22 protein-coding genes are annotated in these 25,040 nt (G+C 66.0%); 8 read left to right on the top strand and 14 right to left on the bottom strand.

The features are described 5' to 3' along the window. Positions 1 to 11: 11 nt before the first annotated feature. Positions 12 to 1,709: a class I adenylate-forming enzyme family protein gene (locus AWC19_RS20785; RefSeq protein WP_085079869.1), complete on the bottom strand. Its 1,698-nt coding sequence runs from the start codon at positions 1,707 to 1,709 to the stop codon at positions 12 to 14. 18 nt (positions 1,710 to 1,727) lie between these two features. Beyond that, a complete protein-coding gene (locus tag AWC19_RS20780) occupies positions 1,728 to 2,591 on the bottom strand; it encodes an SDR family oxidoreductase (RefSeq protein WP_085079867.1) in 864 nt (287 codons plus the stop codon). Positions 2,592 to 2,754: 163 nt separating this feature from the next. On the opposite strand from AWC19_RS20780, the gene AWC19_RS20775 reads away from it, so the two are divergent. After that, entirely contained in the window at positions 2,755 to 3,321 is a 567-nt protein-coding gene (locus tag AWC19_RS20775) for a TetR/AcrR family transcriptional regulator (RefSeq protein WP_085079866.1), read from the top strand. Positions 3,322 to 3,330: 9 nt separating this feature from the next. Here the strand turns inward: AWC19_RS20775 and AWC19_RS20770 are convergent, their stop codons facing one another. The 8 genes from AWC19_RS20770 to AWC19_RS20735 all read right to left on the bottom strand — a co-directional run bounded on the left by AWC19_RS20770 (position 3,331) and on the right by AWC19_RS20735 (position 11,449). After that, the gene (locus tag AWC19_RS20770) at positions 3,331 to 5,256 is read right to left on the bottom strand and encodes an oxidoreductase (protein WP_085079864.1); all 1,926 of its coding nucleotides are present in this window, start codon (positions 5,254 to 5,256) and stop codon (positions 3,331 to 3,333) included. Beyond that, positions 5,253 to 6,401: a cytochrome P450 gene (locus AWC19_RS20765; protein WP_085079863.1), complete on the bottom strand. Its 1,149-nt coding sequence runs from the start codon at positions 6,399 to 6,401 to the stop codon at positions 5,253 to 5,255. Before AWC19_RS20765 ends, AWC19_RS20770 begins: the two co-directional genes overlap by 4 nt. 77 nt (positions 6,402 to 6,478) lie before the next feature. Beyond that, positions 6,479 to 6,922 carry a limonene-1,2-epoxide hydrolase family protein gene (locus tag AWC19_RS20760; protein WP_245849193.1) on the bottom strand — a complete coding sequence of 148 codons (444 nt, stop codon included), beginning with the start codon at positions 6,920 to 6,922 and terminating at the stop codon, positions 6,479 to 6,481. An 11-nt stretch (positions 6,923 to 6,933) separates the two neighbouring features. Continuing rightward, on the bottom strand, positions 6,934 to 7,329 hold the full coding sequence (locus tag AWC19_RS20755) for a limonene-1,2-epoxide hydrolase family protein (RefSeq protein ID WP_085079860.1): 396 nt from the start codon (positions 7,327 to 7,329) through the stop codon (positions 6,934 to 6,936). 52 nt (positions 7,330 to 7,381) lie between these two features. Beyond that, a complete protein-coding gene (locus AWC19_RS20750; protein ID WP_014711257.1) occupies positions 7,382 to 7,789 on the bottom strand; it encodes a nuclear transport factor 2 family protein in 408 nt (135 codons plus the stop codon). Positions 7,790 to 7,796: 7 nt separating this feature from the next. Beyond that, positions 7,797 to 9,398, bottom strand: coding sequence for a class I adenylate-forming enzyme family protein (locus tag AWC19_RS20745; RefSeq protein WP_085079859.1), 1,602 nt, complete (start codon positions 9,396 to 9,398; stop codon positions 7,797 to 7,799). A 68-nt stretch (positions 9,399 to 9,466) separates the two neighbouring features. Beyond that, positions 9,467 to 9,991, bottom strand: a complete 525-nt coding sequence (locus AWC19_RS20740; protein WP_085079857.1) for a pyridoxamine 5'-phosphate oxidase family protein — start codon at positions 9,989 to 9,991, stop codon at positions 9,467 to 9,469. A 57-nt stretch (positions 9,992 to 10,048) separates the two neighbouring features. Continuing rightward, the gene (locus tag AWC19_RS20735) at positions 10,049 to 11,449 is read right to left on the bottom strand and encodes an aldehyde dehydrogenase family protein (protein ID WP_085079856.1); all 1,401 of its coding nucleotides are present in this window, start codon (positions 11,447 to 11,449) and stop codon (positions 10,049 to 10,051) included. Positions 11,450 to 11,683: 234 nt separating this feature from the next. On the opposite strand from AWC19_RS20735, the gene AWC19_RS20730 reads away from it, so the two are divergent. Continuing rightward, positions 11,684 to 13,321 carry a phytoene desaturase family protein gene (locus tag AWC19_RS20730; RefSeq protein ID WP_085079855.1) on the top strand — a complete coding sequence of 546 codons (1,638 nt, stop codon included), beginning with the start codon at positions 11,684 to 11,686 and terminating at the stop codon, positions 13,319 to 13,321. 41 nt (positions 13,322 to 13,362) lie between these two features. On the opposite strand, the gene AWC19_RS20725 is transcribed toward AWC19_RS20730, so the two are convergent. Continuing rightward, the gene (locus AWC19_RS20725) at positions 13,363 to 14,898 is read right to left on the bottom strand and encodes an AMP-binding protein (RefSeq protein WP_085079853.1); all 1,536 of its coding nucleotides are present in this window, start codon (positions 14,896 to 14,898) and stop codon (positions 13,363 to 13,365) included. 176 nt (positions 14,899 to 15,074) lie between these two features. Between AWC19_RS20725 and AWC19_RS20720 the strand changes: the two genes are divergently transcribed. Further along, complete coding sequence (locus tag AWC19_RS20720; RefSeq protein WP_085079852.1) at positions 15,075 to 16,337, top strand: cytochrome P450; 1,263 nt, start codon at positions 15,075 to 15,077, stop codon at positions 16,335 to 16,337. A gap of 133 nt (positions 16,338 to 16,470) precedes the next feature. On the opposite strand, the gene AWC19_RS20715 is transcribed toward AWC19_RS20720, so the two are convergent. Further along, positions 16,471 to 17,130: a TetR/AcrR family transcriptional regulator gene (locus AWC19_RS20715; RefSeq protein ID WP_281255296.1), complete on the bottom strand. Its 660-nt coding sequence runs from the start codon at positions 17,128 to 17,130 to the stop codon at positions 16,471 to 16,473. An 87-nt stretch (positions 17,131 to 17,217) separates the two neighbouring features. On the opposite strand from AWC19_RS20715, the gene AWC19_RS20710 reads away from it, so the two are divergent. From AWC19_RS20710 to AWC19_RS20690, 5 genes are read left to right on the top strand one after another with little or no spacing between them, the layout of a single operon-like run. Then, positions 17,218 to 18,390, top strand: a complete 1,173-nt coding sequence (locus tag AWC19_RS20710; protein ID WP_014711249.1) for a TIGR03857 family LLM class F420-dependent oxidoreductase — start codon at positions 17,218 to 17,220, stop codon at positions 18,388 to 18,390. Then, complete coding sequence (locus tag AWC19_RS20705; RefSeq protein WP_014711248.1) at positions 18,387 to 19,817, top strand: hypothetical protein; 1,431 nt, start codon at positions 18,387 to 18,389, stop codon at positions 19,815 to 19,817. Before AWC19_RS20710 ends, AWC19_RS20705 begins: the two co-directional genes overlap by 4 nt. After that, positions 19,814 to 21,307, top strand: a complete 1,494-nt coding sequence (locus tag AWC19_RS20700; protein WP_245849191.1) for an acyl-CoA reductase — start codon at positions 19,814 to 19,816, stop codon at positions 21,305 to 21,307. Before AWC19_RS20705 ends, AWC19_RS20700 begins: the two co-directional genes overlap by 4 nt. Continuing rightward, positions 21,304 to 22,383, top strand: coding sequence for a phosphotransferase (locus AWC19_RS20695; protein WP_014711246.1), 1,080 nt, complete (start codon positions 21,304 to 21,306; stop codon positions 22,381 to 22,383). The genes AWC19_RS20700 and AWC19_RS20695 overlap by 4 nt, the downstream gene beginning before the upstream one ends. 8 nt (positions 22,384 to 22,391) lie before the next feature. Further along, on the top strand, positions 22,392 to 23,198 hold the full coding sequence (locus tag AWC19_RS20690) for an SDR family NAD(P)-dependent oxidoreductase (RefSeq protein ID WP_014711245.1): 807 nt from the start codon (positions 22,392 to 22,394) through the stop codon (positions 23,196 to 23,198). 18 nt (positions 23,199 to 23,216) lie between these two features. On the opposite strand, the gene AWC19_RS20685 is transcribed toward AWC19_RS20690, so the two are convergent. Next, positions 23,217 to 24,014, bottom strand: coding sequence for an enoyl-CoA hydratase-related protein (locus AWC19_RS20685; protein ID WP_014711244.1), 798 nt, complete (start codon positions 24,012 to 24,014; stop codon positions 23,217 to 23,219). Beyond that, on the bottom strand, positions 24,005 to 25,039 hold the full coding sequence (locus AWC19_RS20680; RefSeq protein WP_085079910.1) for an NAD(P)H-dependent flavin oxidoreductase: 1,035 nt from the start codon (positions 25,037 to 25,039) through the stop codon (positions 24,005 to 24,007). The genes AWC19_RS20685 and AWC19_RS20680 overlap by 10 nt, the downstream gene beginning before the upstream one ends. Position 25,040: the final 1 nt, after the last annotated feature.

The raw sequence follows: 25,040 nt of genomic DNA, 5'->3' as shown, positions 1-25,040 counted from the left end.
TCGTCACTGCCTCAACGATTGATCGCGGAACTGAGCTGTTCGATCAGCTTGTGTTTGCGGACTTTTCCGGTCGGTGTGAGCGGCAGGTCCTCGGCGCGGTAGAACACCACCCGCTTGGGCACCTTGAACCGCGCCAGATTGTCCCGGCAGAGGTCGAGGACGTCGTTTTCGGTAATTGTCGCGTCCGGCGCCGGAACGACGACCACCCAACCGGCCTCACCCCAGCGGTCGTCGACCATGCCAACAGCGAAAGCCTGGCTGATCTCGTCGTGGGATGCCAGCAGATCCTCGATCTCCTTGGGCATCACCAGTTCGCCGCCGCTCTTGTACAACTCGCGGCTCCGACCGGTCACCTGCAGGTAGCCGTCGGCCCGCACCCGTCCAAGGTCTCCGGAGAACAACCGCCCCTGCCGCAGCGTCGCGGCGGTCTCCTGTGGACGGTTCCAATACCCGAGCATCACCGTCGGCCCGGACGACACCAACTCGCCTTCCTCGCCGGGCGGCAGATCCTTATGCGTCTCGGGATGCACTGTCGCGTAATGCACCAGAGCGTCGGTGCCTGGAATAGACGCGGCACCGGCCATTTTCGCCTTCCCGGCGGTTTCGGCGGTGAATTCCAACGGGTCTTCGGGTCGTGTCAACGTCATCGCCCCGCCGCACTCGGTCATCCCGTAGCCGGTGACGATCTCGCTGACACCGAGACGGTCTTCGACGTTGCGCCACAACCAGATCGGCGCAGGGGCCGACCCGCAGAGCATCGCCCGCAGGGAGGTGAGGTCGTAATCGCGGCGTGCGGCACTCTCGACCAACGCGACCGCCATGGTCGGCACGCACAGGATGTCACTGGCGCGGTGCCGGTCGACACCGGCGAAGTACCCTTCGGGACTGAACGTGGGCTGCAGAACGACCGCACCGCCGGCGAACATCGCCGAGAGCAAGCCTTCGATGTAACCGAACATGTGATAGCAAGGCAACGAGAACAGGATGCGCCGCCCGTCCTCATAGGCTCGTGTCAATGCCGACGCATAGGCGGTACGCAACACCGCGTCGTGGGTGACCAGTACGCCTTTGGGTGAGCCCGTCGTACCCGAGGTGTACAGCATGTCGCCGGGGTCGGCGGGGTGGGCCGCCAAATCGTCGGCAGCGCCGCGGTTATCGTCGCCGAGCTTACCGAGTCCGGGCAGCGTCAGGCAGCCGCGGCGTGCCCGGCCGTCGTTGTCGAGCAGCACTACATCGAGCGCGAAACCGGACCGCGGTGAATCCCAGCCGGGCATGATGTCGTCCAGCATCGACTGATAGTCGAGGCCACGGAAGCCGGTCATGGTGACTAACACGCGGCACCCGGCGTCATTGAGGACAAAGCGCAATTCGTCCTGCCGGTAGAAGAAGTTGACCGGAACGGCGATGGCTCCGACCCGGGCGATAGCGAACTTGACCGTCACAAACTCTGGGTAATTGGCCATCACCATGCCGACCCGATCGCCCGCGCGGACACCGAGTGCCGCGAGGCCGTCGGCCAGCCGGCGTGACTCTGCCGCGACCGCAACGTAACTGAGTTCTGCATCGTCGGTGAGCACCAAGGGCCGCTCGCCGTACTGCGCAGCGCACCAATCAAGCCACTCGGATAGGGTGTGAGATCGCCACACGGGGAATCGCGCGCGAAGCAGCTCCCGTCGCGCAGCGATGCTCGCGGTCAACGACTTAGCCACGCCATGTCGGCCGCTTCCCTACCCCACCGGGTTGGTGCCGAGTTTTGCATGAGACATGTCGCTGATTTCGGCCCAGCGCTTGGTTATTTCGTCCAGAGTCGGCGGTGTGCCGAATGTGACGCCGTCGTTTTGGAACTGCGCGACGCGCTGCACCAGGCCGCCGCCGACAACGAAAACCGAACCGGATTCCTGGTTCTCTTCTGAAACCAGGTAACCAACGGCCGGCGCGACGTGGTCGGGGTTCAGCTTGTCGAGCACCTCCTGGGGTGCGATATCGGCGGTCATCCGAGTGGCAGCCATCGGCGCGACCCCGTTCGCGGTGATTCCGTACTTGGCGCCTTCGATCGCCAGGGTGTTGAGCAAGCCGACCAGTCCGAGCTTGGCGGCGCCATAGTTGGCCTGACCGAAATTGCCGTAGAGCCCGCTTGTCGACGTCGCCATGACGACGCGACCGAACTTCTGCTCGCGCATGTGCGGCCACGCCGCACGGGTGACGTAATAGCCGCCGTAGAGGTGCACTTGAATGACCGCGTCCCAGTTCTCATCGGTCATCTTGTGAAACGCGCCGTCGCGCAGGATTCCCGCGTTGCTCACCACTCCGTGCACAGCCCCGAAGTTATCGATCGCGGTCGCAACGATCGCCTCGGCCCCTTCCCGGGTGGCCACACTGGAATAGTCGGCGACCGCACGGCCACCGGCACCGACAATCTCGTCTACGACCTTGTCCGCCATGCTGGTTCCCCATCCGGAGCCGTCCCTTGCCCCGCCGAGGTCATTGACGACGACGAGCGCTCCGTTGCCGGCCAGGAAGTGCGCATAGGACCGACCGAGGCCCCCGCCGGCGCCGGTGACGATGACAACCTTGTCCTGCAATCCGGGCACTTATGATCCTCCAGTCGGTTTCAGACGCGGACAGCTTGGTTTAATTTAGATTCAAATTTTCACTCGAGTCAACCGGCGTTGGGCAGAGTCGCGAAGATCTGGCGGTTTCGAATGCCTTGCGCACGCCCACGCACCCGCGACGCTGCGGCCGACTAAAGTGCCAATGATGGCGAACGGCGTCTCCCGAGGGGCCTACTTCGACACGGGTCTCGACGTCCTCTCCGACCTCGGTTACGGCGGGCTGAAGTTGGCCGAGGTGTGTCAGCGGCTCGGGATCAGCACCGGTTCCTTCTATCACTACTTCGAAAACTGGCCCGCCTACACCCGCGAACTGGTTGAGCACTGGCACCAGGTAAACACTGTTCGGTTGGTGGAGTGGATTCGGACCGAACCCGATCCGCGCCGACGCATCGACCGCATCATCGACATCGGCCTGAATTTGCCCCACGGCGCTGAGGCGGCTATCCGCGCGTGGAGCAGCGTGGATGCCCACGTGTATGCGGTACAAGCCGCCGTCGACAAAGAGCGCCACCAGATTCTTCGAGAGTGCGCATTCGAGATTCTGCGTAACGATCGGCAGGCGCAATTGTTCGCCGATTGGGCGGTCTACCTGCTGGTGGGCTACGAGCAGGCCACCTTGCCTCCCGACCCCGCCGCGCTCGAGTGGATTGTCAGCCAGTTGCTCGACGCCTTGGACGCCGACCGATTTTCTTCGGTGCCGCGCAGCTGAGCGACGCGCTCATATCGCCAGCGCGGCCTGATGGGCTTCCTTGAAGCTGTCGAAGGCGGTTCGCGGTGCTACGGCGTCTCCGACCACCGAGTGGGGAATGCTGAGCGCCTGTACGACTGGAAGCAGACTGAGCGCCGGCCGCATCGGCACTGCGGCGACCACCGATCCGACGGCCAGCTCATCGATCGTCTCGCCGTCCGGCCGGACGATGGTGGCCACGCCGTCCTCCAGGTCGCCGAATATGCCCTGGGTGATGATGCGTTTCAGCCGCCGGTGCCAGGTACGGGGGGCTTCGAAGCGGTGCAGAATTCCGCCGAAGGGCATCACCGTCTCATAGCAGGTGACAAAGGTGACGGACCTGCCGTCGGCGGCCAGCGCCTCGGCGACCAGCGCCGCTTCGTTGGTACCGAGCGCGTCGTAGACGAGGACGTCGTCGTGCACGCTGCCGGAGAGCGCCGCGGCGGTGCTGATCATGTGTTCGGCGCCGACCAGGTCCGGCGCGAACGTCGCCCCCGTCGCCAGAACGACGTGATCCGGCGCGAGGTCGGCGAGCATGGCTGCGGTGACCTCGACGTCGAGCTCGACTTTCACCTGTGCTTCGGCGAGTTCGTTTACCAGATGGTCCAGTGAGCTGGCCAGGTCGGCTGCCGCGGTGAGTTCGACGGCGCGCAGCCGACCGCCGGTGCGCGTTCCGGCGTCGAGGATGCGAACTTGATGCCCGCGCTGCGCGGCGATCTCGGCGGATTTGAGACCCGCCGGCCCGGCGCCGATGACCAAGACCTGCTTGCGGTGGGTAGCGGGCCGGATGCGGAGCTCCTCCTCGCGCAGCACCGCCGGATTGTGAAAGCAGCTTGCGGTCGGCGAACCGGCGAGCTTGCGGTCGACGCAGACGTTCGCCGCGACACAGGGACGGATCCGATGCGCCTGCCCGGACTCGAGCTTGCGTATCAGCGCGGGCTCGGCGATGTGTGCGCGGGTCATGGCTACCAACTCGCACTGGCCCTGAGTCAGCAGCGCCTCGGCGGTACCGGCAGAAGCGATCCGCCCGGTCCCGATCATCGGGACGGTTGTGTTCAGAGATTCGCGCAGCCGCCGCAGATAGCGGATGTTGGCGCCCTCGGGCTGCCGGTAGTTCGGGATCGCACGGTCGTAGCTCGGCCCGCCATAGCCGACAGTGGTGTTGAGCACATCGATCTCGCCGGTGTCGAGTAGGCGTTGCAGACCTTCTGCGATAGCTCGAGGGCCTTGTCCCCCGTCGTCGGCTGCCCGTAGGTCGTCGGTCGGGGTCCGATAGCCGAGTATGCGGTTTGCACCGATTTCGGCGCGGACCTGATCGATGAGGCAGCGGGCGAAACGTGTCCGATCGCCGCTGCCGGACGGCCCCCATTCGTCCTCGCGCGAGTTGTTCCACGGTGTCAGGGACTGCTGAATCAAATACCCGTGCCCGCCGTGGAGTTCCACCCCGTCGCACCCCGCCTGTGCGACAAGCCGCGCAGCGCGTCGATAGGCGTCGAGGACCTGCTCGATCTCTGCGCCGGTCATCTTGTGCACCGGCTCGCCCTCGGGCGTCTGGGTGTGGTCGAACCCCCACAACGCCGGCCGGGCGACATCGTTGTCGGTGCGGAACGTGGCGCCGAAGTGCACCAGCTGCACGATCAGCGGCGTGCCCTCCCGGTGCACCGCCTCGGCCAGGCGCGCGTGCCGGTCCAGGATCTCGGCCGGGTATTCGCCGAATGGGTTGACGTAAAACGGGTGCGCAATCAGCAGCCCTAGGCCGCCCGCAGCTCGTTGCCGGGCGAACTCGATGTACGAGTCGGCAGGCAGCAACGGGTTCCGCCAGGGTTCGCTGATGCTCGTGGCAGTCATGACGACGCGGTTGCGCAACTCCACCGTCCCGACCTGAAGCGGGGACAGCAGCGTAGGAAAACCAGTCACGGACCGGTCTTCTCCGGTGTGAACACGATCGGCAGTGACTCGACGCCCCGGGTGTTGCCGCCTCCCGTCCAGCGAATCTCGGCGCCCGGAGCGATCCGGGCATCGGGCAACCTGCTCAACATCTCGTTGACCACCGCGGAAAGTTCGGCCACCGCGAGGTGTTCGCCCAGACAGCGATGCCGGCCGGTGCCGAACGTCACGTCCGACGGCGAGCGCGGCCGATCCAAGCTGAACGTGTCGGGCTCCGGAAACACCTCGTCGTCACGGTTGGCTGCGCCGAAACAGAGCATCACCTTGTCGCCGCTGTGCAGGTGTTGCCCGCGCTTCTCATGGTCGGCCACCACCGTCCTGGCCATGTGCATCACGGGCGCATCGAGTCGCAGGGCCTCGGCGATAGCCACGTGACGGAGAGACGGGTCAGCCAGCAGCCGGTCCCGCAAACCCGGCTCGGCCAGGATCCGGTAACAGAGGCTGCTGATACCGTGCACCGTCGTCTCGTGGCCGGCAGAGATGATCAGGCGAACCATTCCCAGGATCGCGGCGGGCTCGAGCGGGTCGCCGTTCTCGCCGGACAACGCCACACCGATGATCTTGCTCAGAGTGTCGTCGCCGGGCTCGTCGATTCTCTCGTCGATCTCGCGCTGGACGAAGGCCTCGAACCGTTTGGCGCTGGCCATCTTTTCGTCGAGACTCACCTTGGCCGACGAGAGGTACTCCATCATCAGCCGGCGCATCTCGTCGGCTCGATCGCGGTCCAAGCCGAGATAGTGCGCCAGTACCGCGGGCGGTACCGGGTCGGAGACAGCTGACACCAGGTCCGCGTGGCCGTCCGCGACGAACTTGTCGAAGCACTCCCGCACCAGCTCCCGGATAGCATCGTGGTTCAGCGCGACGGCCTTGTTCGTGAAGAACGGCATGACCATCTTGCGGTACGCGGAATGCTCGGGCGGATCGAACTCGGCCGGCACCAGGCGCATCGATGCCCCGGTCGGCGGAATCATGATCCCCTGCGTTGTCGTGAATACCGAGTGATCGCGTGCGGCATCGACAACGTCGTCGTAACGGGTCAGCGTCCAGAACCCGCCATAGTTGTCGCTCCAGCCGACCGGGCAGCGACTCCGGAGATCCGCGAGAGTCTGGTGCATCCGCGGTGGCAATTCCGGATCGCCGTGGTCGAATCCGGTGGACGCCGGCCTAGTGCCCGGTGATGTCCCCGACTCCCTCATTCGGAAACCCCGTGCCTCATTTCGGCCGCAGTGGGTGCTGACACGACGGGTTGGCCGAGCTCGAGCTTTGAAATCCAGTCATCGCAGTAATCGCGCCAAGTGGTGACCTTGTTTGCGTCGAATTCGAGAACTCCCGTAACCGGGATTTCCGCGATCACGGTGCCGTCGGCGCGGTACAGGTTGTCCGACCTTTCCACGACCACTCGGCGCGAGGTTGCGAGCAAGGTCCGGATCGGGCACTCGACCGTCGCGATCTGCAAGGCGTCGAACATCTCGTCGAGACCCTTCAGGCACTCTTCGAGACCTGTCAGGGCACCACGGCCGCTGTTCCACCAGACCAAGTCGTCCGTGCCGTACCGGCGGAACGATTCCTTGACTCCTTCGACACCCGGTCCCCACATCTCGAGGATGTGTTGCACGATCCGTTCCTCGTTGGTCATCATCGGCCGCCTCAATCGAGCTGGCCGACGGCCAGCAGCGGGCCCGGATCGAAGTAGTCGCGCCACTGGGTGATCTTGCCATCGGCCCATTCGAGGACACCGACCACGGGAGCGGCGAAGATCTCCTCTCCGTCGGCGTCGAACACCCGGTCTATCCGCTCGACCATCACCAGGCCCGGCGTGGCCAATAGGGAGCGAACGTCCACCCTGGTGCTGCTGAACTTCCATGCCTGGGCTTGCGCAGTCAGCAGTTCGATGCACGCTTCAAGGCCTTCGACGCTGGGAATGCCGGTATTGATCCACTTCACGTCGGGGGCGCAATAGCGTTTGAACGCGTCGATGATGCCGTCCACCCCTGATTCCCACAGCGCGATCATGTCCCGCGTGTGGCGTTCTTCGTCAAGCATGTGTCCGCCTCCTTCGTTCTCGTAAGCCGATCGGTGGAATAACGCGGCCGCACTAGACGAGCGCGGGAACCTCCGAGACGCCGATCTGGCGCAGCACATCGGCCAGATTCCAGTAGTCGCGGTTCTGCGCGATCAACTCACCGCGGATGACACCGGTCGAAATCCCACGGATGGTGAACTGCTGGCCCTGTCCGGTGAAAATGCCGAAGCTGCCGTCGATCACACCGGACACGGTCCACTCGAAGCTGTAGCTGTCCTCGTCGACCACGAGGCTCTCCTGCACCGCATTGAAGGAGTCGCCCGCCGCCTCGAAGTAGAGGTCCCAGAAAGCCTGCACCGAATCTTTTCCCCGGTGGATCTGCTGGACAGCGAGGTCCTCGTAGCTGATGTCGTCGGTGAAGCAGGCCAGCGCCGCTGGAACATCCTTGGCGGCGAACGCATTCCAATAGCGGGTCAGCATGTCTCGATTAGCGGCGACTGACATCGTGACTCTCCTTCTGGTGAGTGACCAGGGATTCGTGGTCGGTTGGCGCGGGCGTTGCCGTAGCCGAGTGGTAGTGCTCACGCAGCGCCGCCTTGGCCACCTTTCCGGTGGCATTGCGGGGCAGCGCCGCGACGACGTCAAGGTGTTTGGGGTACTTGTAGCGGGCGATGCGGCCCGCGCACGCAGATTGCAGAGCGTCGAGGGTCACGTCGGCGCCCGGGCTCGCCACCACGACCGCCAGGCCTACCTCGCCCCACTTCGCGTCGGGGACGCCGATGATCGCCACCTCGGCGACTTCGGGCAGGTCGATGAGAACGTTTTCGACTTCGGCCGCATAGACGTTCTCGCCACCGGACTTGTACATGTCCTTGTAGCGACCGGCGAAATAAAAATAGCCGTCGGCATCGCGGCGGGCCGCATCGCCGGTGCGGAACCAGCCGTCCACGAAATACTGTTCGTTGGGCAGGTTCCAGTAGCCAGGGGTGACCGCCGGCCCCTTCAGCCACACCTCGCCGACCACGTCGTCGGCGACATCGGTCAACGTGTCGGGATCGACCAACCGCACCGCGGTATGCAGCACCGGCTTGCCGCACGTCCCCGACAGCGCCCGCTCCAGTCCCTCCTCGAGCACCAGCGCGGCCGGGCCAGTCTCGGTGCCGCCGTACTGCGGGTGCAGCGCGACACCCTTGGCAGCGAAGGCCCGCAGCAGCTGCGGAGTGGTGGTACCGCCGCCCAGGACGATCTTGCGCATCGTGCCGAAGTCGGTGGTGCCGAACGTCGGATCGTCGATGAGGGTCTGAAGCAGCGACGGCGCGGTGGTCAGATGGGTCACCCCGTTGGTCTGCTCGCCGATGTAAGCCAGGATTGCCGCCGGGTTCCAGCGCGCCATCGTGGTGACCTGCCCGCCATGCATCAGTATCGGGTTGGCCAGCACGTTCAACCCGCCGGCATGGAACAACGGCATTGGGTTGAGCATGTTCACAGCCGGGGCCGCGACCTGAGCCGCGGTGAGGATGTTGAAGGCGTTCCACATCATCGATGCGTGCGAGACCAACGCTCCCTTCGGCGTACCGGTGGTGCCGGACGTGTAGAGGATGTGCGTGATGGCGTCAGGGTCGTGGGGTTGCGGCGGCAGCGGAACGAGTCCATTGCCGGGCTCGGCGCTGGTCAATGTCTCCAGCTCGAGAATGGTCTGCACGCCCGCGCCGTCGGCCACGTCGCGCGCGGGTTCGACCCAGGTTGCGTCGTGGGTCAGTGCGGACACGGCGGCGTCGATGCACTGGTGCCGCATCTCCGCGGTGACCAGCCGCCAGTTCAGCGGCACCATGACCACACCCGCCCGCATCGCGGCGAACTGCAGCACGAACGCCCGTGGCGCGTTGTCGGCGACGACGGCGATCCGGTCTCCCGGCCGCAGTCCATGTGCCAGCAGCGCGGCAGCGGCCAAGCCCACTCGCTGCTCCAGCTGGGCCCAACTCACCTGCTCGCCAGTGTCGGCGCTGGCCAGCGCGATGGCGTGCGGCCGAACCGAAGCGTGGTGCGCGACCCAATCCGATACCGGAAATTGGAAAGTCCTCGACGGCATTGTCACCAGGGGGCACGACCGTCTGAAGCCGGCGTCGTGGCAACGATGTACGAACAATGCATGTTTCGTCAGCCCGCCCTTCTCCTACGTGCCCGATGGCCATCGAAGGCATTCGTCCGCACGGTGGGCACGAACTTGATCACGACGCGCCCCGGGTGATCGGCTGCGCGAGCATGGGCCTGCTGCGCCTGCTCGTCGTGCGGGTCGTAGCGGCGGGCGATCTCGGCCAGGAACCACAGAATGCGTTGGCGTTCCCGGACGACCTCGCTAATTCCCTTGAAGGAAACCGACTTTGAATGACCCATCGAGGTGCCCATCGAAGAGATGACCACGCACGAGCGGGGATCGCGCATGATCGCTTTGACGCGAACCCGGGATTCCTCGGCGCACAACCAGATTGCGCCTTCAGCGTGAATGAAAGCCTCAGTCAGCGCGACCGGGTCGCCAGCGCGGTTCGTCCAGCAGAAGGTGCACTCGAATTGCTCTGCCAGCAGTTGCGCGACCTCCTCGTCGCTGAGTGTGAACGCGCGGGCATCAGCGAGCGAGTCAACCTGAACGTCGCCACGTGAGGGCGGCGAGGAACTTCGGGTCATCGAGCATGTCCTTCCATGCGGTTGCTCAACAGGTTTCGTGACACGTCCGACGTGACGTCAGGCTCGTGCGGTATGCACCACTTGAGGCTCGGTGAACGCCAGCAGCCCGTCGACCCCGTTCTCCACACCGATGCCGCTCCATTTGGCGCCACCGAACGGCACCGTCGGCAGCAGCGCCGCGTGGGTGTTGACGAAGGCTGTACCGCACTCGAGGCGTTCGGCCACCTCACGGGCAGCCACTTCATCGGAGCCCCACACCGAACCGCACAGGCCGTACATCGTCGCGTTGGCCCGCTCGACCGCTTCGTCCACCCGCGAATAGCGCAGGATCGGCAGCACCGGACCGAACTGCTCCTCATCGACGACCGCGACACCCTCGGCGACATCGGCGAGGATGGTGGGCTTGAAGTAGTAGCCCGGCCCGTCGATCGCGTCACCACCGGCGACGACCCGGGCACCGTTGGCCACGGCGTCCTGCACCAGGCCTTTGACGCGTTCGAACTGCGGTCGGGTGGACAGCGGACCCATTTGCGTGGCCGGATCGGTCGGGTCACCGACCGCGATCGCCGATGCTGCGGCTCCGAAGGCCTCGATCGCCTCGGCGTACACCCCGTCCGGCACGTAGATCCGCTTGGGCAGGGCGCACGCCTGGCCGGTATTGAAGAAAGCCACGCCGAGCAGCGCCGGGATCACCGAAGCCAGATCGGCGCCAGGCAACAGGATTGCAGCGTCGTTGCCGCCGAGTTCCAATGTCAGCCGCTTGAGGTCGGCGCCGGCCGCCACGGCGACATTCTTGCCGCCGGCGATCGAACCGGTGAAGGTGATTTTGCGGGGAATCGGATGCGCTACCAGCGCCCGTCCCAAATCGTCTCCACCCGAGATCACGTTCAGCACGCCGGGCGGCAATACCTCGCCCATGATCTCGCCCAGCAGCAGGGTTGCCATCGGGGTGAAGGGCGAGGGCTTGACGACGACGGTGTTGCCGGCCAACAGCGCCGGCGCGATCTTCCACATCGCTAGCCCCAGCGGGAAATTCCACGGCGTGATCGCGCCGACAACACCGATGGGCCGCTGCGCGACTTCGATGAGCGCGCTGCTGTCGTCCTGCAGGATCCGCCGCGGGATTTCCATCTGGGCGAAAACCTGCAACCACGCGACGCAGATCTGCACCTCACTGGCGGACAGCGGGGCGGGCTTGCCCGTCTCCGCTGTCAGCGTGGTCGCGAGTTCGCTGTGGGCAGCGGCGATCGCGTCCGCCAGCCGCAGTAGCGCTTTGCGTCGCTCGGCTTCTTCCAGCCGCCACGACCGCCCGGCGGCTTGCGCACTTTCCAGCGTGTCATTGAGTTGCTCGACGGAGCACTCCGGCGCTTGACCCACCACGTCGCCCGTCGCGGGATTGATCACGTCAAAGGTTGCCTGCGCGTGGACTTTGTTCCCGTTGATCGTCATCGCGACCATAGTTCTCGCCTTCTCTTTCTCGAGTGAGGTAGCAGGCAGTCGATGCGGCCCGGCTGGTAGCGCCAGGTGACCGCACTCACAGCGTGTAAAGCTAACACTGATTGGTTTACTCCGAAAGTATCGGCCGGCGTCCGTAACACTTCCTCCACCAAACGGCATTGAGCAGCCTAACGTTGTTTGATAACCTCAGCTCCCAACACGCTGCTCGAACACATCGTGGTGAGGAGACAGTCAGTGAGCGGACCCTTGTCCACAGAGCGCGTCGCGGATGTCCTCGTTGTCGGCGGCGGCCACAATGGGCTGGTAGCCGCGTGCTATCTCGCTCGAGCCGGGCTGGACGTCCTGGTGCTGGAAAGCCGCGATGTGCTCGGGGGCTGTACGACCACGGAGATCCTGATCCCCGAAGCGCCCGAGCACTGGTTCAGCCCCTGCGCAGACGACGTCATATCGCTTCGAGCCTCGACGGTTCCCAGGGATCTCGAGCTCGCCCGGTACGGCTACCACGAGATCGACGTCGATCCCCCGTACGTAGCGCTCGCCCCCGACGGCGGGTCGCTCGCGTTCTGGCGCGACGTCGACCGCACCGTGGCAGAGGTAGCACATTTCTCCCGGCGCGACGCCCGGACTTTCGAACAGCTCATCGAGCAGCTGATGCCGATATCGGATGCCGCGATCGAACTGATGGCGACCAATCCGACGCGACCCGATCTGGGCAGCGTGCTGCGCGCCGCGAGCAAGCTGCGCCGCCCACGCGGTATCCCCACCCTCGCCTCGTTGGCCACCGTTTCGGCCGCCCAGGCGATTCAGGAGCGGTTCGAACATCCGCTAGTGCAAAGCGGCCTGGCTCAGCTCGCTAACTTCGGTTCGCCGATCACCATGGAGCACACCGGGATCAACTTGCTGATCGTCCCGCTGATCATGCGTGTCGGCATGGCACGTCCGCGGGGCGGGATGGGCATGCTGCCACGAGCGCTGGAACGCTCACTGGTCGCGGCCGGCGGCCGGGTCCAGACGTCTGCCCGCGTCCAAGAACTGCTGCTCGACGGCGGTCACATCGCCGGCGTGCGGCTGACCACGGGTGCGGAGCTGCGCGCCCGCACCGTGCTGACGGCGACCGAGCCGACGCAGGTGTTGAACAAATGGCTACCGGACGGTGCATTGTCAGAACGCATGGCCGCGCGCGCTTCACACATACCGACGCGTAGCGGCAACTGCGCACACTTCAAGATTCAGGTCGCTTTTCGCGGCAAGCTGCAGTTGAAGCGGCACAACGCCGCGCGCACCGACGGACTCGATCTACGGACGCCCACCCACGTCGTGGGAAGCATCGACGATATCTGCCGGGCGATCACCGACGCGGGTAGCGGCCGACTGCCCGACCCACTGCCTTACGCGAGCATGATCAACACCGCGATGGACTCAACCCTGGCGCCCGCCGGCCAAGACTGTCTGAGCCTGTGGTCGGGATGGGTGCCGTTGGAACCCGCCGAAGGGTGGGACGACATGAAGGCCGCCACGGAGAAGGCTCTGGTCGAACACGCAATGAGTTACCTGGACGGCTTCGAGTCTTTGGAGGTCGCTCGCTGGGTCGAGTCACCACCGGAGATGATGGCGCGAACCAGCGTGCCCACCGGCAACGTCTACCACGTCGACATGACGATGATGCACCTCGGCCCATTCCGGCCGGCGTGGGGTTTCGGGGGCTACCGGACACCGGTGCCGGGCCTATATCTCAGCGGCGGCGGCACCCACCCGGGGCCCTCGGTATCCGGCCTGCCCGGTCAGCAAGCTGCCCGCACCCTGCTGCGCGACCTGCGCAAAGGGAGAACACGCACGTCGGACAACGCACGACTGGCACAGCACGCGACCTGATGTCGGCCGTCGGCACGACCGCCGGAGCGGCCGGGCGACTCTTAATTGCTGCCGTAGTCCAACTTGAGCTGCGCCCTGGACACCTTGCCGGTCACGTTGCGTGGCAACTGATCCACCACCGACAGTCGCTTGGGCAGCTTGTAGCGCGCCAACCGCTGCGCGGCAAAGGCGTTGAGCTCGTCGAGGGTCACTGCCGTGCCCGGGGCCGGTACCACGACCGCCAGCCCGACTTCGCCCCACGTCGCGTCGGTGACGCCGACAACGGCGACGTCACCGACGTGCGGATGCAGAGCGAGCACCTGCTCGACCTCGGCCGGGTAGACGTTCTCGCCGCCTGATTTGAACATCTCCTTGGTGCGTCCCGACGGGTAGTAGAAGCCGTCGACGTCGCGGTAGGCGGCGTCGCCCGTCTTGAACCAGCCGTCCTCGGTGAAGTATGCGGCCTTGTCCTGCCCCCAGTAGCCGACGGTGATGCTCGGACCGCGCAACCAGATTTCACCCGTCACCCCGGTTTCGACGTCACGGCCGGCGGAATCGACCAACCTGATCTGGGTGTGTGGTGCCGCGCGGCCCGTCGACCCCTTCTTGGCGACGCCGATGTTCGCCCTTTCGTTGTCCAAAACCGTTGCCATCGGCCCCATCTCGGTGCCGCCGTACTGAGGCTGAAGCGGAAAACCGTGGTCGGCCCACCGCTGTAGCAACTCCGGTCCGGCGACCGCCCCGGCGATCACCCCGTGCCGAAGGTGCGACAGGTTCGCACTCGAGAAGCCGGGCAGGTCGGCGATGCGCTGGTACATCAGTGGAATCGCGGCGAAATGCGTGATCGGCGGCTGCCGGCTCAGCATCTGCTGCAGCACCTGCTCGGGGTCGAAGCGCGCCATCGTCGTCACTGCCCCGCCGAAGTAAAGAATCGAATTGGCCATCACGTTCAGTCCCCCGGCGTGGAACAACGGCATCGGGTTGAGATGGTGGCAGCCGGGTTGTGAGAAGCCGGTGGTGTGCGCGGCGCTGAGGGCCTGCCACACCAAAGTCGAGTTGGTCGAGATGGCACCCTTCGGCTTTCCCGTGGTGCCCGACGTATAGAGGATGTGGGTCGGGTCATCCATCGTGATCTCACCCGTCGCCCGCAACGGCCTGGCTGTCCAGATCGCATCTTCATAGTCGATCGGGCCTTGCGGGCAATCCCAGGAGAGCTGACGCGGGATCCCTGCCTTGGTGGCGACCTCGAGAGCGACCTCTGCCCAGACACCGTCGTAAACAATGATGCGTGGCTGAGCGTCCAGACATATCTCTTGGATCTCAGCGGTATGCAGGCGCCAGTTGAGTGGGACGAACAGCGCCCCGAGGCGCATGCACGCGAATTGCACCTCGAACACCCGGGGATGATTCTCGGCGATCAGCGCAACCCGGTCACCGTGACCGGCGCCGAGTCCGCGCAGCGTGGCGGCAAGACCTGCCACCCGTTGCTCGAGTTCAGCCCACGTCGTTCGGATTCCGTCTTCGGCGCAGCCGAGCGCGAGCGCATCCGGGCGGTGCTGCGCATGGTAATCCACCCAGTCGGTGGCGAAGAAGGCCAATTTCGCTCCAATCGCGACGGAGTTACCAAACGACGTATGAATGGTAGTAAAAGGCGCCCATGCTCACTCCGAAGCCGCTCGGCAGGCAGGGCAATGTTGTTTTACCAAACGCTGATCGGTATCGTCCATCCCAATGGCGCCGGACGAAGAGGCCCTGTCGATAACCGGAGATCACCATGACGCAGTTCGACCACCATTCCGAGGATTTTGCGCAGAACTGGCGAGAGATTTACGCCAGCATGCGCAACGAATGCCCGGTGGCGCACAGCGACCAGCACGGGGGCTTTTATGTCCTCACCCGCTACGACGATGCCAAGCGGGTGTTGCGGGAGTCCGACACTTTCGTCTGCGGGCGCGACCTGACATTTGGTGACACCGTCGTCAAGGGCGGGGTGACCGTGCCGACCAACCCGGTGCGGATGGGCATGATGGAGATGGATCCTCCGCAGTCACAGGCCTATCGGCAAGTGCTGGCACCGTGGCTGTCACGCAAGGCCGTGGAGCACTACCGGCCCCGCATGCAGGAGATCGTGTCCTGGATCGTCGACCGCGTGGTCGAGGCCGGTGAGCTCGATTTCGTCGACGACATCGCCAACCCGCTGCCCGCGATGGTCTCGCTCGACTACTTCGGCTTGTCGCTGGAGAAATGGAGTGACTACGCGACGATCCTGCACAAGGCCGTCTACCGTGAGCCGGGCTCTGCGCGCGACCTCGCCGGGCTGCTGGACGACCTGCGCGCCACCGTCAAGGCGCGACGCGCGACGGCGCACACCCCGCCGACCAATCTCACCGAGGCGCTGCTCAATGCCGAGGTCGAGGGCGTGCCCATCGACGACGAAACGGTCACCGAGATGGTGTTCATGTTGCTCAACGGGGGCGTTGACACCTCCACTGCGCTGATCGCCAGCATGTTCCTCTACTTGGACGAGCACCCCGACCAGCGGGCTAGGTTACAAGCGGACCCCGGGCTGATTCCCGCCGCGATCGACGAGATGCTGCGCTATTTCACGCCCGGCCCCGGAGTCGCCCGCACGGTCGCCCGCCCGGTCGACATCAACGACCAGCACCTCGAACCGGGCGACCGGGTATGGCTCGCACTTGGTTCGGCGAATGCCGATCCCGCCACCTTCACCGATCCCGAGCGGATCAATTTCGACCGCGACCGTGGCAGCACACACCTGGCATTCGGGTTCGGCATGCACCGCTGCCTCGGTGCGTTTTTGGCTCCTGTGGAGATCGCCATCCTCCTCGAGGAGGTGTTGCGCCGGTTGCCGGACTACCGCATCGATCGGGACCGGGTCCGGCACTATCCGACGATTCCGCTGGTCAACGGCTACCTCGCGATGCCGGCAACATTCACGCCGGGACCACGGGTGCTGAGCGGCTACGCCGAGGCGCTGCCGATTCGGCTGGAACCCGAGGTCGTGGGCCGAGGCTGATCGTCGATGCCCCGACGGCGCGCGCGATTCCGGATCTAGCGTCGGGTCGGCGATGGCACTCCGGTCGAACTCGCTCCGCGCGCCGCGCGGACGGCAGTGGCCGCGCCTCAGCGCCGTCGACCGCCGCTCAGCGTCATCCGTCCTTGGCGAGTTCCGCCTGCAAACCGGCCATCAGCAGTTCAAGACCGAAGGTGAAGGCCTCGTCGTCCAGGTGGATGGCGTAGTCCGTTGCCAGGCCGGACAGGCTGGGAAACTCGGTCTCGGGCAGCTCTCGGATGCGTTCCGGCAAGTCGATCGGCGCCGCCGCCGCCTGCGCTCCCGCGAAGCCGAGCGCGTAGTTACACAGCACGCCAAGGGCGTGCAGCGCGGTCACCTCGGTAAAGCCGGCGTCCAGCAGGGCGGTCAGCATCCGCTCACGCAGACGAAACAAGCCGGGGGTCGCCGAGTGCTGACCCAGCACGAGGATCACCAGGTTCGGGTGGCGGCGGCCGACACCGTGCAGATGGCGCGCCTCGGCCCGCAGGCACTCATCCCAGATCGGCGCCGTCCCCGCGGTGGGAAGGGGGTCTGACATGAGCTGCGCGACAAGGCCTTCCAGAATTTCTTCTTTGCTGCGTACGTATCCGTACAAGGTCATGACCCCGACGCCGAGATCATCGGCGACCCGACGCATCGTGAAGGCGCTAGGCGGGACCGAGTCGATGACCCGCAGCGCCGCCGACAGGACCTCGTCGCGGGTGAGCCGGGGACGTGGCCCTCGCTTCGCGGGCAGGGTCGTCGACTCTCTTGACACTCCCACACCGTACACAGTACGGTCCGAGACAGAAACTCCGTACGAGGTACGGAAATACGTTCAATACTCAGCGAGGAGTCCGGACCGATGACCGTTACCGCAGATAAGGGACAGCTCGGCAGCGTCGAACTCCCGCCTGTGACAGACGATTTCAGCGCCTTCATCATCGCCGGCGCGGTGAGTTCGGATGGAAGCAAGTTCGAGCGCGAGACCGAAGGCCGGACCCCGGCTCAGGGCATCCAGGATGGGGTCGACGCCGAGCAGATCGGCTTTCGACGCGTCTTCATCTCCGAACGATGGGATCTGAAGGAAGCCGACGTCATCCTCGCGGGCATCGGTGCGCTGACGACCCGCCTCGAGCTGGTCACCGGGATCATCGTGCCGACCACGCGACATCCCTGGATGCCGGCCGCACTCGGCGCCACGATGCACTCGTGTTTCGGTCCGCGTTTCGTGCTCGGGCTCGGCCGCGGTGAGGCCGGTGCGTTCCGCGGCATGGGTATCCCGGTGACCACGACCAAGGCAATGGTGGAAAGCGCGAAGATCACCCGCCGGCTGTGGGCCGGCGAGTCGGTGTCCTACACCGGTCAACTCGGTTCGTTCACCGCGTTGGCTTTCGCCGAGACCTATCAGGGACCGCAACCGCCGATCTGGATCGCGGGCTTCTGCCACGAACGCGGTGCGGCGGCGGCGGCCGAGGCGTTCGACGGGGTGATCCTGCCGCCCATGCTGACCCCCGACGCCGTCGCCGACGCGGTCCAGCGCATCCGGACGGCTTGCGAGCGGATTGGTCGCGACCCCGCAGAAATCCGCATCGTGGCCCCGGTCGTGACCGCCCCAGACATGGACGAGATCGAGACCAAGTCCATATCGGCCGGGCGACTGGTGACCTATCTCCAATACCCGCTGTACGGCGACGTCCTGGCCACCGCGAACCACTGGGATCTGGAGACCGTCAACCGCATGCGCAACCACGAGCAGTTCCACAACCTCAACCGCGCCGCGGACCTGACGTTCCACCGGCACGAGATGCTGGGGCCGGCATCGGTGCTGCCGTGGAGCTGGATCACCGACTGCAGCGCGGTCGGCACCGTCTCCGAGTGCGTAACGTCGCTGCAGCGTTTCATCGACGCCGGCGCCGACGAGGTCACCACATACGGGTCCACTCCCCGGCAGAACGCGGCGCTGCTCGCGGCATGGCGGGAGCGACCACAAGCGACGACATCGGTCGCGGCAAGCTCTCGGGCTGACGCGTCGTGACCGTCGCGGCGGACGCCCGGCAGTTCGCCAACGCCCCGGCCGAGTTCTTCGGCCATTCATGGCACGCGATGCAGCATGTGCCGGTCGACGAGCTCGCTGCTCTGCAGCTGGAGGCACTGCAGCTGCGCTTCGGCCAGCTCCGTCACACCGTTGCGACGCTCACCCGGCTCGCCGACGAAGCCGAGGTCGACGCGGTCGGTCAGCTCAATGACGTTGTCCCGCTGCTGTTCCAGCATACGGTGTACAAGTCCTACCCGGCCGCGCTGCTGGTGCGGAGTCGGTTCACCGAACTCACCCGCTGGCTTGATCGGCTGACCACGATCGACCTCGCCAGCGTCGACGTCTCCGAGTGCGAGACGATTGATGCCTGGCTCGACACACTGGAGGCGGCCACGCCCCTGCGGGCCGTGCACTCCTCGGGCACCACGGGGACGATGTCGTTTCTGCCGCGCTCGACACACGAGTGGGATCAGATGGGCCGGGCGTCGCGGTGCGGACTGTTCCAATACAGTGACCCGCTCGGCGTGGGGGGCCGCCACGACGGCGAATGGTTCGAGCTGATCTGGCCGCTGTGGCGCTCGGGCCGCAGCGCGATCACCCGCTTTCCCGGCATGGCCCTTCCCCACCTGCTCGGTTCGGAGGACCGACTGCATGCGCTGCGCCCGGGGCGGATGAGCTCGGACGCGGCCTATCTCGCCGGACGGGTACGCGCCGCCGCGGCCCGCGGCGAGCTCGCCAAGCTCGAGATCAGCCCCGCGTTGCGGGCGCGGCGGGAGGAGTTCGAACGCGAGCAGCGCGAGATGGCGGAATCGCTGCCGAAATTCATCAACGAGATCAGCCGGGATATGCGCGGACGCCGGATCTGGATGCTGGCCACCTGGAACGTGCTGTACAACATCTCCAAGGCCGGACTCGACGCCGGCCTGGAGAACGTGTTCGCCTCCGATTCGCTCATCACCACGGGCGGTGGCGCCAAGGGCCAGGTCGTCCCAGATGACTGGGAGGAGACGGTCCGGCGGTTCTCCGGCGTGGAACACATCCAGCACAGCTACGTGATGTCGGAGATCACCGCGCTCAACAAGATGTGCGAACGCGGCCGCTACCACTTCGAACCGTGGATCATCCCGTTTGTCCTCGATCCTGTCGACGGAGCGCCGTTCCCGCGGACCGGCGAGCACACCGGGCGGATGGCGGTATTCGATCTGCTCGCCGCCACCTACTGGGGCGGTTTCGTCAGTGGCGACGAGTTCACCCTCAGCTTCGAGCCATGCGGATGTGGGCGGACCACCGCCCACGCCGCGCCGACCATCGAGCGCTACAGCGACAAACACAACGGAGACGACAAAATCACCTGCGTGGCCGCTGAGGACGCGCACCGCGCGGCGCTGGAATTTCTCACCGGCGAACTCGTGACCGTCCACCCATGAACAACACCATGAACAACACCATGACCGGATTCGCCGCACCCGCGATCATCCGCGGGCAGTTGATCGACGACGACCTCGTAACGTTCGGCGGCCGCAGCGGCACCGCCACCTTTCGCGCACCGGACCCGCATCGCCTGCTGGGTTCTTTGGAGCTGTCGGACCCCAGCCGACTGCGCGAGGTTCAGGACCTGCCGTTCAGCGAGATCGTCGCCTACCTGGCGGCCCTCGGTGACGCGCTGACGCTGCCCCGTAATGCCCACATGCAAGAGGCGCTGGAGCTCTCCGCGCAGTTCTCCGACATGACCCCTCCGCTGGTCCGCTCATCGTTCGAACAGCTGCCGGCTCTGTTCAGCGCCGCCGCGGTGAGCGAACTTGCCGAGACCACAGTCGGGATCCCCTACCTCGAGGGCTGGGTCCCTCGGGTGATGGCCGACGGCCGGACGGCGTCGGTGCGGGCGTTCGGCGCCCGCACCGTACACATCATCGCCGGCAACAGCCCACTGATCGCGGCGCTGAGCATCATCCGCAACGCGGTCGGGCGCTCGGACGCGATCATCAAAACCCCGTCCAACGATCCGCTGACCGCGCTTGCGATCGCCCGCACGATGCGCGAGCTCGACCCGGCGCACCCGATCACCCGTCATTTGTCCGTCGCGTACTGGAAGGGTGGGGATACCGGGTTCGAGGAGCGGCTCTTCCAGCCCGCCGGCGTTGAGAAGATCATCGCCTGGGGCGGGCTCGCCTCGATCACCCATGTGCTCCGCTATGTCCAGCCGGGGCTCGAGCTGATCTCGCTCGATCCGAAACGCAGCGCGACGATCATCGGGCCGCAGGCTTTCGCGTCCGAGGAGGCGTTCGTCGATGTCGCGTTGCGTACGGCCACCGACATCGGTGCCCTCAACCAGCTCGGGTGCGTCAACGCGCGCGTTGTCTACGTGGCCAGTGGCACCGATCCCGACGGGCTCGAGCTTGCCAACCGGCTCGGTGAGGCGATCTATGCACAACTGCAGCGGTTGCCGGAGCACCTCAGCACGCCTGCGAAATGGTCGGATCCAGAACTCGTCGCCGAGATCGACGCGCTGCGGTCCAGCCCCGACTGGTACCGGGTCATCGGCGGCCGGGGCGGCAAGGGGGCCGTCATCGTGTCGCAGCTCGACGAGCCGGTCGATTTTTCGGGACGGCTGTCGGGCCGGGTCGCCAACATCGTGCCCATCGACGATCCGGCAGACGCGATCCGCGGGATCAACGCGTACACCCAGACCGTTGGCATCTATCCCGAGTCGCTCAAAGCTCAGCTGCGGGAGCAACTTCCGTTGCACGGAGCTCAGCGCCTGGTGTCGCTGGGGTACGCGGCCGACCCGAGCGTGTCGCTGCCACAAGACGGAATCGAGCCGATGCGTCGAATGGTGAAGTGGATCGTCGACGAGCGGTGCGAACCCGACGTCGTTCGACCCCTGTGGGCCGGCGCCGACAGTAAGGAAGTCCGATGACACATATCGTCGACACGACCGACGAGCTGACGCCGCAATGGTTCACACAGGTGTTGCGCACCAGCGGCGCCCTCGGAGCGCAGGACGCGGTGGGCTCGGTCGATGCCCGGGTGATCGGTACGGGGCAGGCTGGGTTCGTTGCTCGCGCACAGTTGGGGTACGCCGGTGGCGCCGCCGGTCCGGCCTCGCTGATCGTGAAACTGCCCTCGGCAGATGCCAGTTCGCGGCAGATGGGTGCGGCGATGGGCATCTACGAATCCGAGGTTCGCTTCTATCAGCAGGTTGCGCCCAGACTCAGTGCCGCGATACCTGCCATCTACTGGGGCGACGTCGAGCCGGACAGCGGGCGGTTCACGCTGGTGCTCGAAGATCTGCAGGCGACCTCGGACGTCGGCGACATGGTCGGCGGCGGAACCCTGACACAGGCCGAACTGGCAATCGGAGCGCTGCCCGGGCTGCAGGCACCGATCTGGAATGACCCGGGCCTGGCCGAGCTGCCGTGGGCCGGCCTCGCGCGCACCGAATTGTTGTTCGCCGCCGTCGAACCCTTGATCGAGGCGTTCGTCGCTCGATTCCACAACCGGGTCGACCCCACTCATCTGGAGTTGGCCAAGCGGCTGGCTCCCGCCGCGGCCGGCAGTGCACGGCGGCTGTGGGGTCCGCCGTTCGTGATAGCCCACGGCGACTACCGGCTGGACAACATGATGTTCGCCCGACTCGGCGGAGCGCCACCGGTCTTAGTGATCGATTGGCAGGGCGCCCGGCTCGGGCCACCTCTGCTTGACGTGGCGATCTACCTGGGGTCGTGCCTGGGCGTCGACGAGCGCCGCGCGCACCAGGACCGCCTGCTGCACCTGTATCACGACGGACTGCGGGCGGCCGGTGTCGACGACTTTTCCTTCGCCCAGTGCCAAGACAGCTACCGGGTGAGCTCGCTGTATCCGTTCCTACTGACGATCGCGGTGTCGATGACGCTGCAGCAGACCGAGCGGGGTGATCAGATGTGGGCGCAGATGTTCACCAATTCGGCATCGATCGTCGCGGACACCGGCGCGGACGCGCTGCTACTGAGCTGAGCGAGACGATGGCGATCCCATCTCCCCGAAGCGGCGCGGCGGCGCTGATCACCGGCGCGTCCTCAGGCATCGGCGCGGAACTGGCGCGCGGCCTGATTGCGCGCGGCCATGACGCCATCTTGGTGGCGCGGCGGCGTGATCGGCTGACGGCGTATGCCCGCGAGCTGTCCGCCGGCGGCCGGCGGCGCATCGAGGTGATCGCCGCCGATGTCAGCGATCCCGACGGCCGCGCCGGACTGCTCGCGGACCTGGCGCAGTCCGGTTTGGAGATCGACGTGCTGCTGGCATGCGCCGGGTTCGGGATGGGCGGACCGTTCATCGACGCCGACCCCGGGCGGATCCAGGAGCTGATCCGCACCAACGTCGAGGGAACCTTCCTGCTCACCCGGGCGCTCGCTCCCGCGATGGTGGCGCGGGGTGAAGGGGCGATTCTGCTGGTCTCATCGATGGCGGGCAACCAGCCGATGCCGAACTTCGGGGCGTACGCCGCGACAAAGGCGGCGGTGACCTCGCTGGCCGAAGCGCTGCACTGGGAGCTCGGGCGCCACGGGGTGACGGTCACCGGGTTGTGTCCCGGCGGCGTGCGAACCGAGTTCTCCGAGGTGGCGGGGATGCTCGGCACCGAGAGCCGCACCCCGAGCGCGTTGATGGCCGAGCCTGCCGAGATCGCCGAGGCCGGGTTACGGGCGCTCGCACAGAGCAAACGCGTCGTCATCCCGCGCCGAAGCGTTCGCGCCTTCGCCTGGGTGGGTAGCCACGCCCCGCGGCGAATGTGGTTGCCGTTGGTCGGCCGCATGATGGGCGACGGGAACTGACTCCGACCGCCAGCGCGATCACGAGGACGACGCGGAGGTGTCGCTCATATAGCTGTCGCGGGTGCCGTCCAGAAAGGTCTGGCGGGCTTTGCTGCTGTCACCGAGCATATTCAGCTCGAAGGTGTAGCTCAGTTCTTGCCGATACAGCCGGCGCAAGTCACGGCCCGCGGTGTTGTTGAGCGTCAACTTGAGGGCCCTGATCACCCGGGGCGCTTTGGCCGCGATCGTCGCCGCGACCTCGTAGGTTCTGGCCAGCGCGGCCTCGACCGTCGCTTCCACGTGGTACACGCTGCCATAACTGTGCAACTCGGCGATGTCGAACGGCTCGCAGGTGAACATCGCCGAACGCAGCCGGCGTTCCGGCAGCAGGCCCAGCGCCTGCACCGCGCCGGTCGTAGCGCCGTTGTCCGCCTCGGCGAGCACGAATCGTGTTCCCCGGGAACCGATCAGCACATCGCAGGTGCCGGCCAGCAGCACCCCCAGGCCGACGCAGTAGCCGTGTATGCAGCCGATGACCGGAACCGCGCACTCGGCAATGGCCACGCTGGTGTCCTGGGACCCTCGAGCCTGACCGAGGATGCCGTCGAATCCCGGTAGGCTCTGCACCTCTTTGACGTCACCGCCGCCGCAAAACCCCTTGCCCTGCGCTCGCAACACCACGGCCCGGACTTCTTCGCGACGCTCGTAGCTGCGCAACAGTTCGGTCAGCTGGGCCAGGTCGCCGATCGAATAGGCGTTGACGGGCGGGCTTTCAACGACCAGTTCCGCGACACCCGCCAGTCGACCGCTGTCGTGGACGGTCTCGGTTACCGGCATGCAGGTTCTCCCAGCGCCACCCCTGCCTCGCCCAACAGTCCGCGCGCCTGGGTCACGATCCGCCCGACCAGGTCGGCGACCGTCGGGATGTCGTGTATGGCCGCGGACACCTGACCGGCCACCATCAGGCCGTCGACCACGTCGCCCTCGCGCTGGGCCTTGCGGATCTGCTCTTCCTCCCACACCTGAAAGTCCTCGGGAGACATGGTCTTTCGCACGTCCTCCATGAGCTCCAAACCCTTGTTGCGCAGGCCACGGATCGGGGCGTAGATGCCGCCGTAAACGACATCCTCCCACTCCTTCGCGTCGACGATGCGCTGTTTGTACGCCGCGTGCCACTGGTGCTCCTGGGTGGCGATGAACCGGGTGCCCATTGCGGCGGCGGCGCCACCCATCGCCAGCACGGCGGCCAGCCCGCGGCCGTCGCAGATCCCGCCGGATACCACGACGGGGATGTCAAGCGCGTCGATCACCTGCGGGGCCAGCACCATGGTGTGCACCCCTTTGGCGTGCGTGTGCCCGCCCATTTCGTAGCCCGAAGCGATGATGACGTTGGCACCACTCTCGGCGGCCTTGAGCGCGTGCCGGACCGACCCGACCTTGGCCATGTGCACCAGGCCGGATTCCCGGATGGCTGCGCCGAACTCACCGGCGAAGCCGGCCGAGGTGACGATGGCCCTCAGCTGGTCGCCGGTCCGTCCGCCGTCGCGTTTGACCGCGATGGCCTCGTCGATGCAGATGCGGCTGACCAGCAGGAGCTCGCCGCTGGCCGTCCGGCCGACCGGGACGTTGACGGCAAACGGACGGTCCGTGCTGGACGCCACGTGCTCGATCGCCGCGCGGAATCCCTCGCGGAGGAACTGCTCTGAGCTGTTCACGATGGAAGGACAGCTGACGGTGCCCAGCCCGCCGGCCGCTGACACCGCGGCGGCCAGCAAAGTGGTCGGCGACGGGCCCATGCCGTCCTGCATGATCGGGTACTCGATCCCGACCATGTCCTGAAAACGACGCCACATGGTCGTCATG

Source organism: Mycobacterium palustre, from assembly GCF_002101785.1.
GTDB lineage: Bacteria > Actinomycetota > Actinomycetes > Mycobacteriales > Mycobacteriaceae > Mycobacterium > Mycobacterium palustre.
This window is presented reverse-complemented; position numbering and strand designations above follow the sequence as displayed.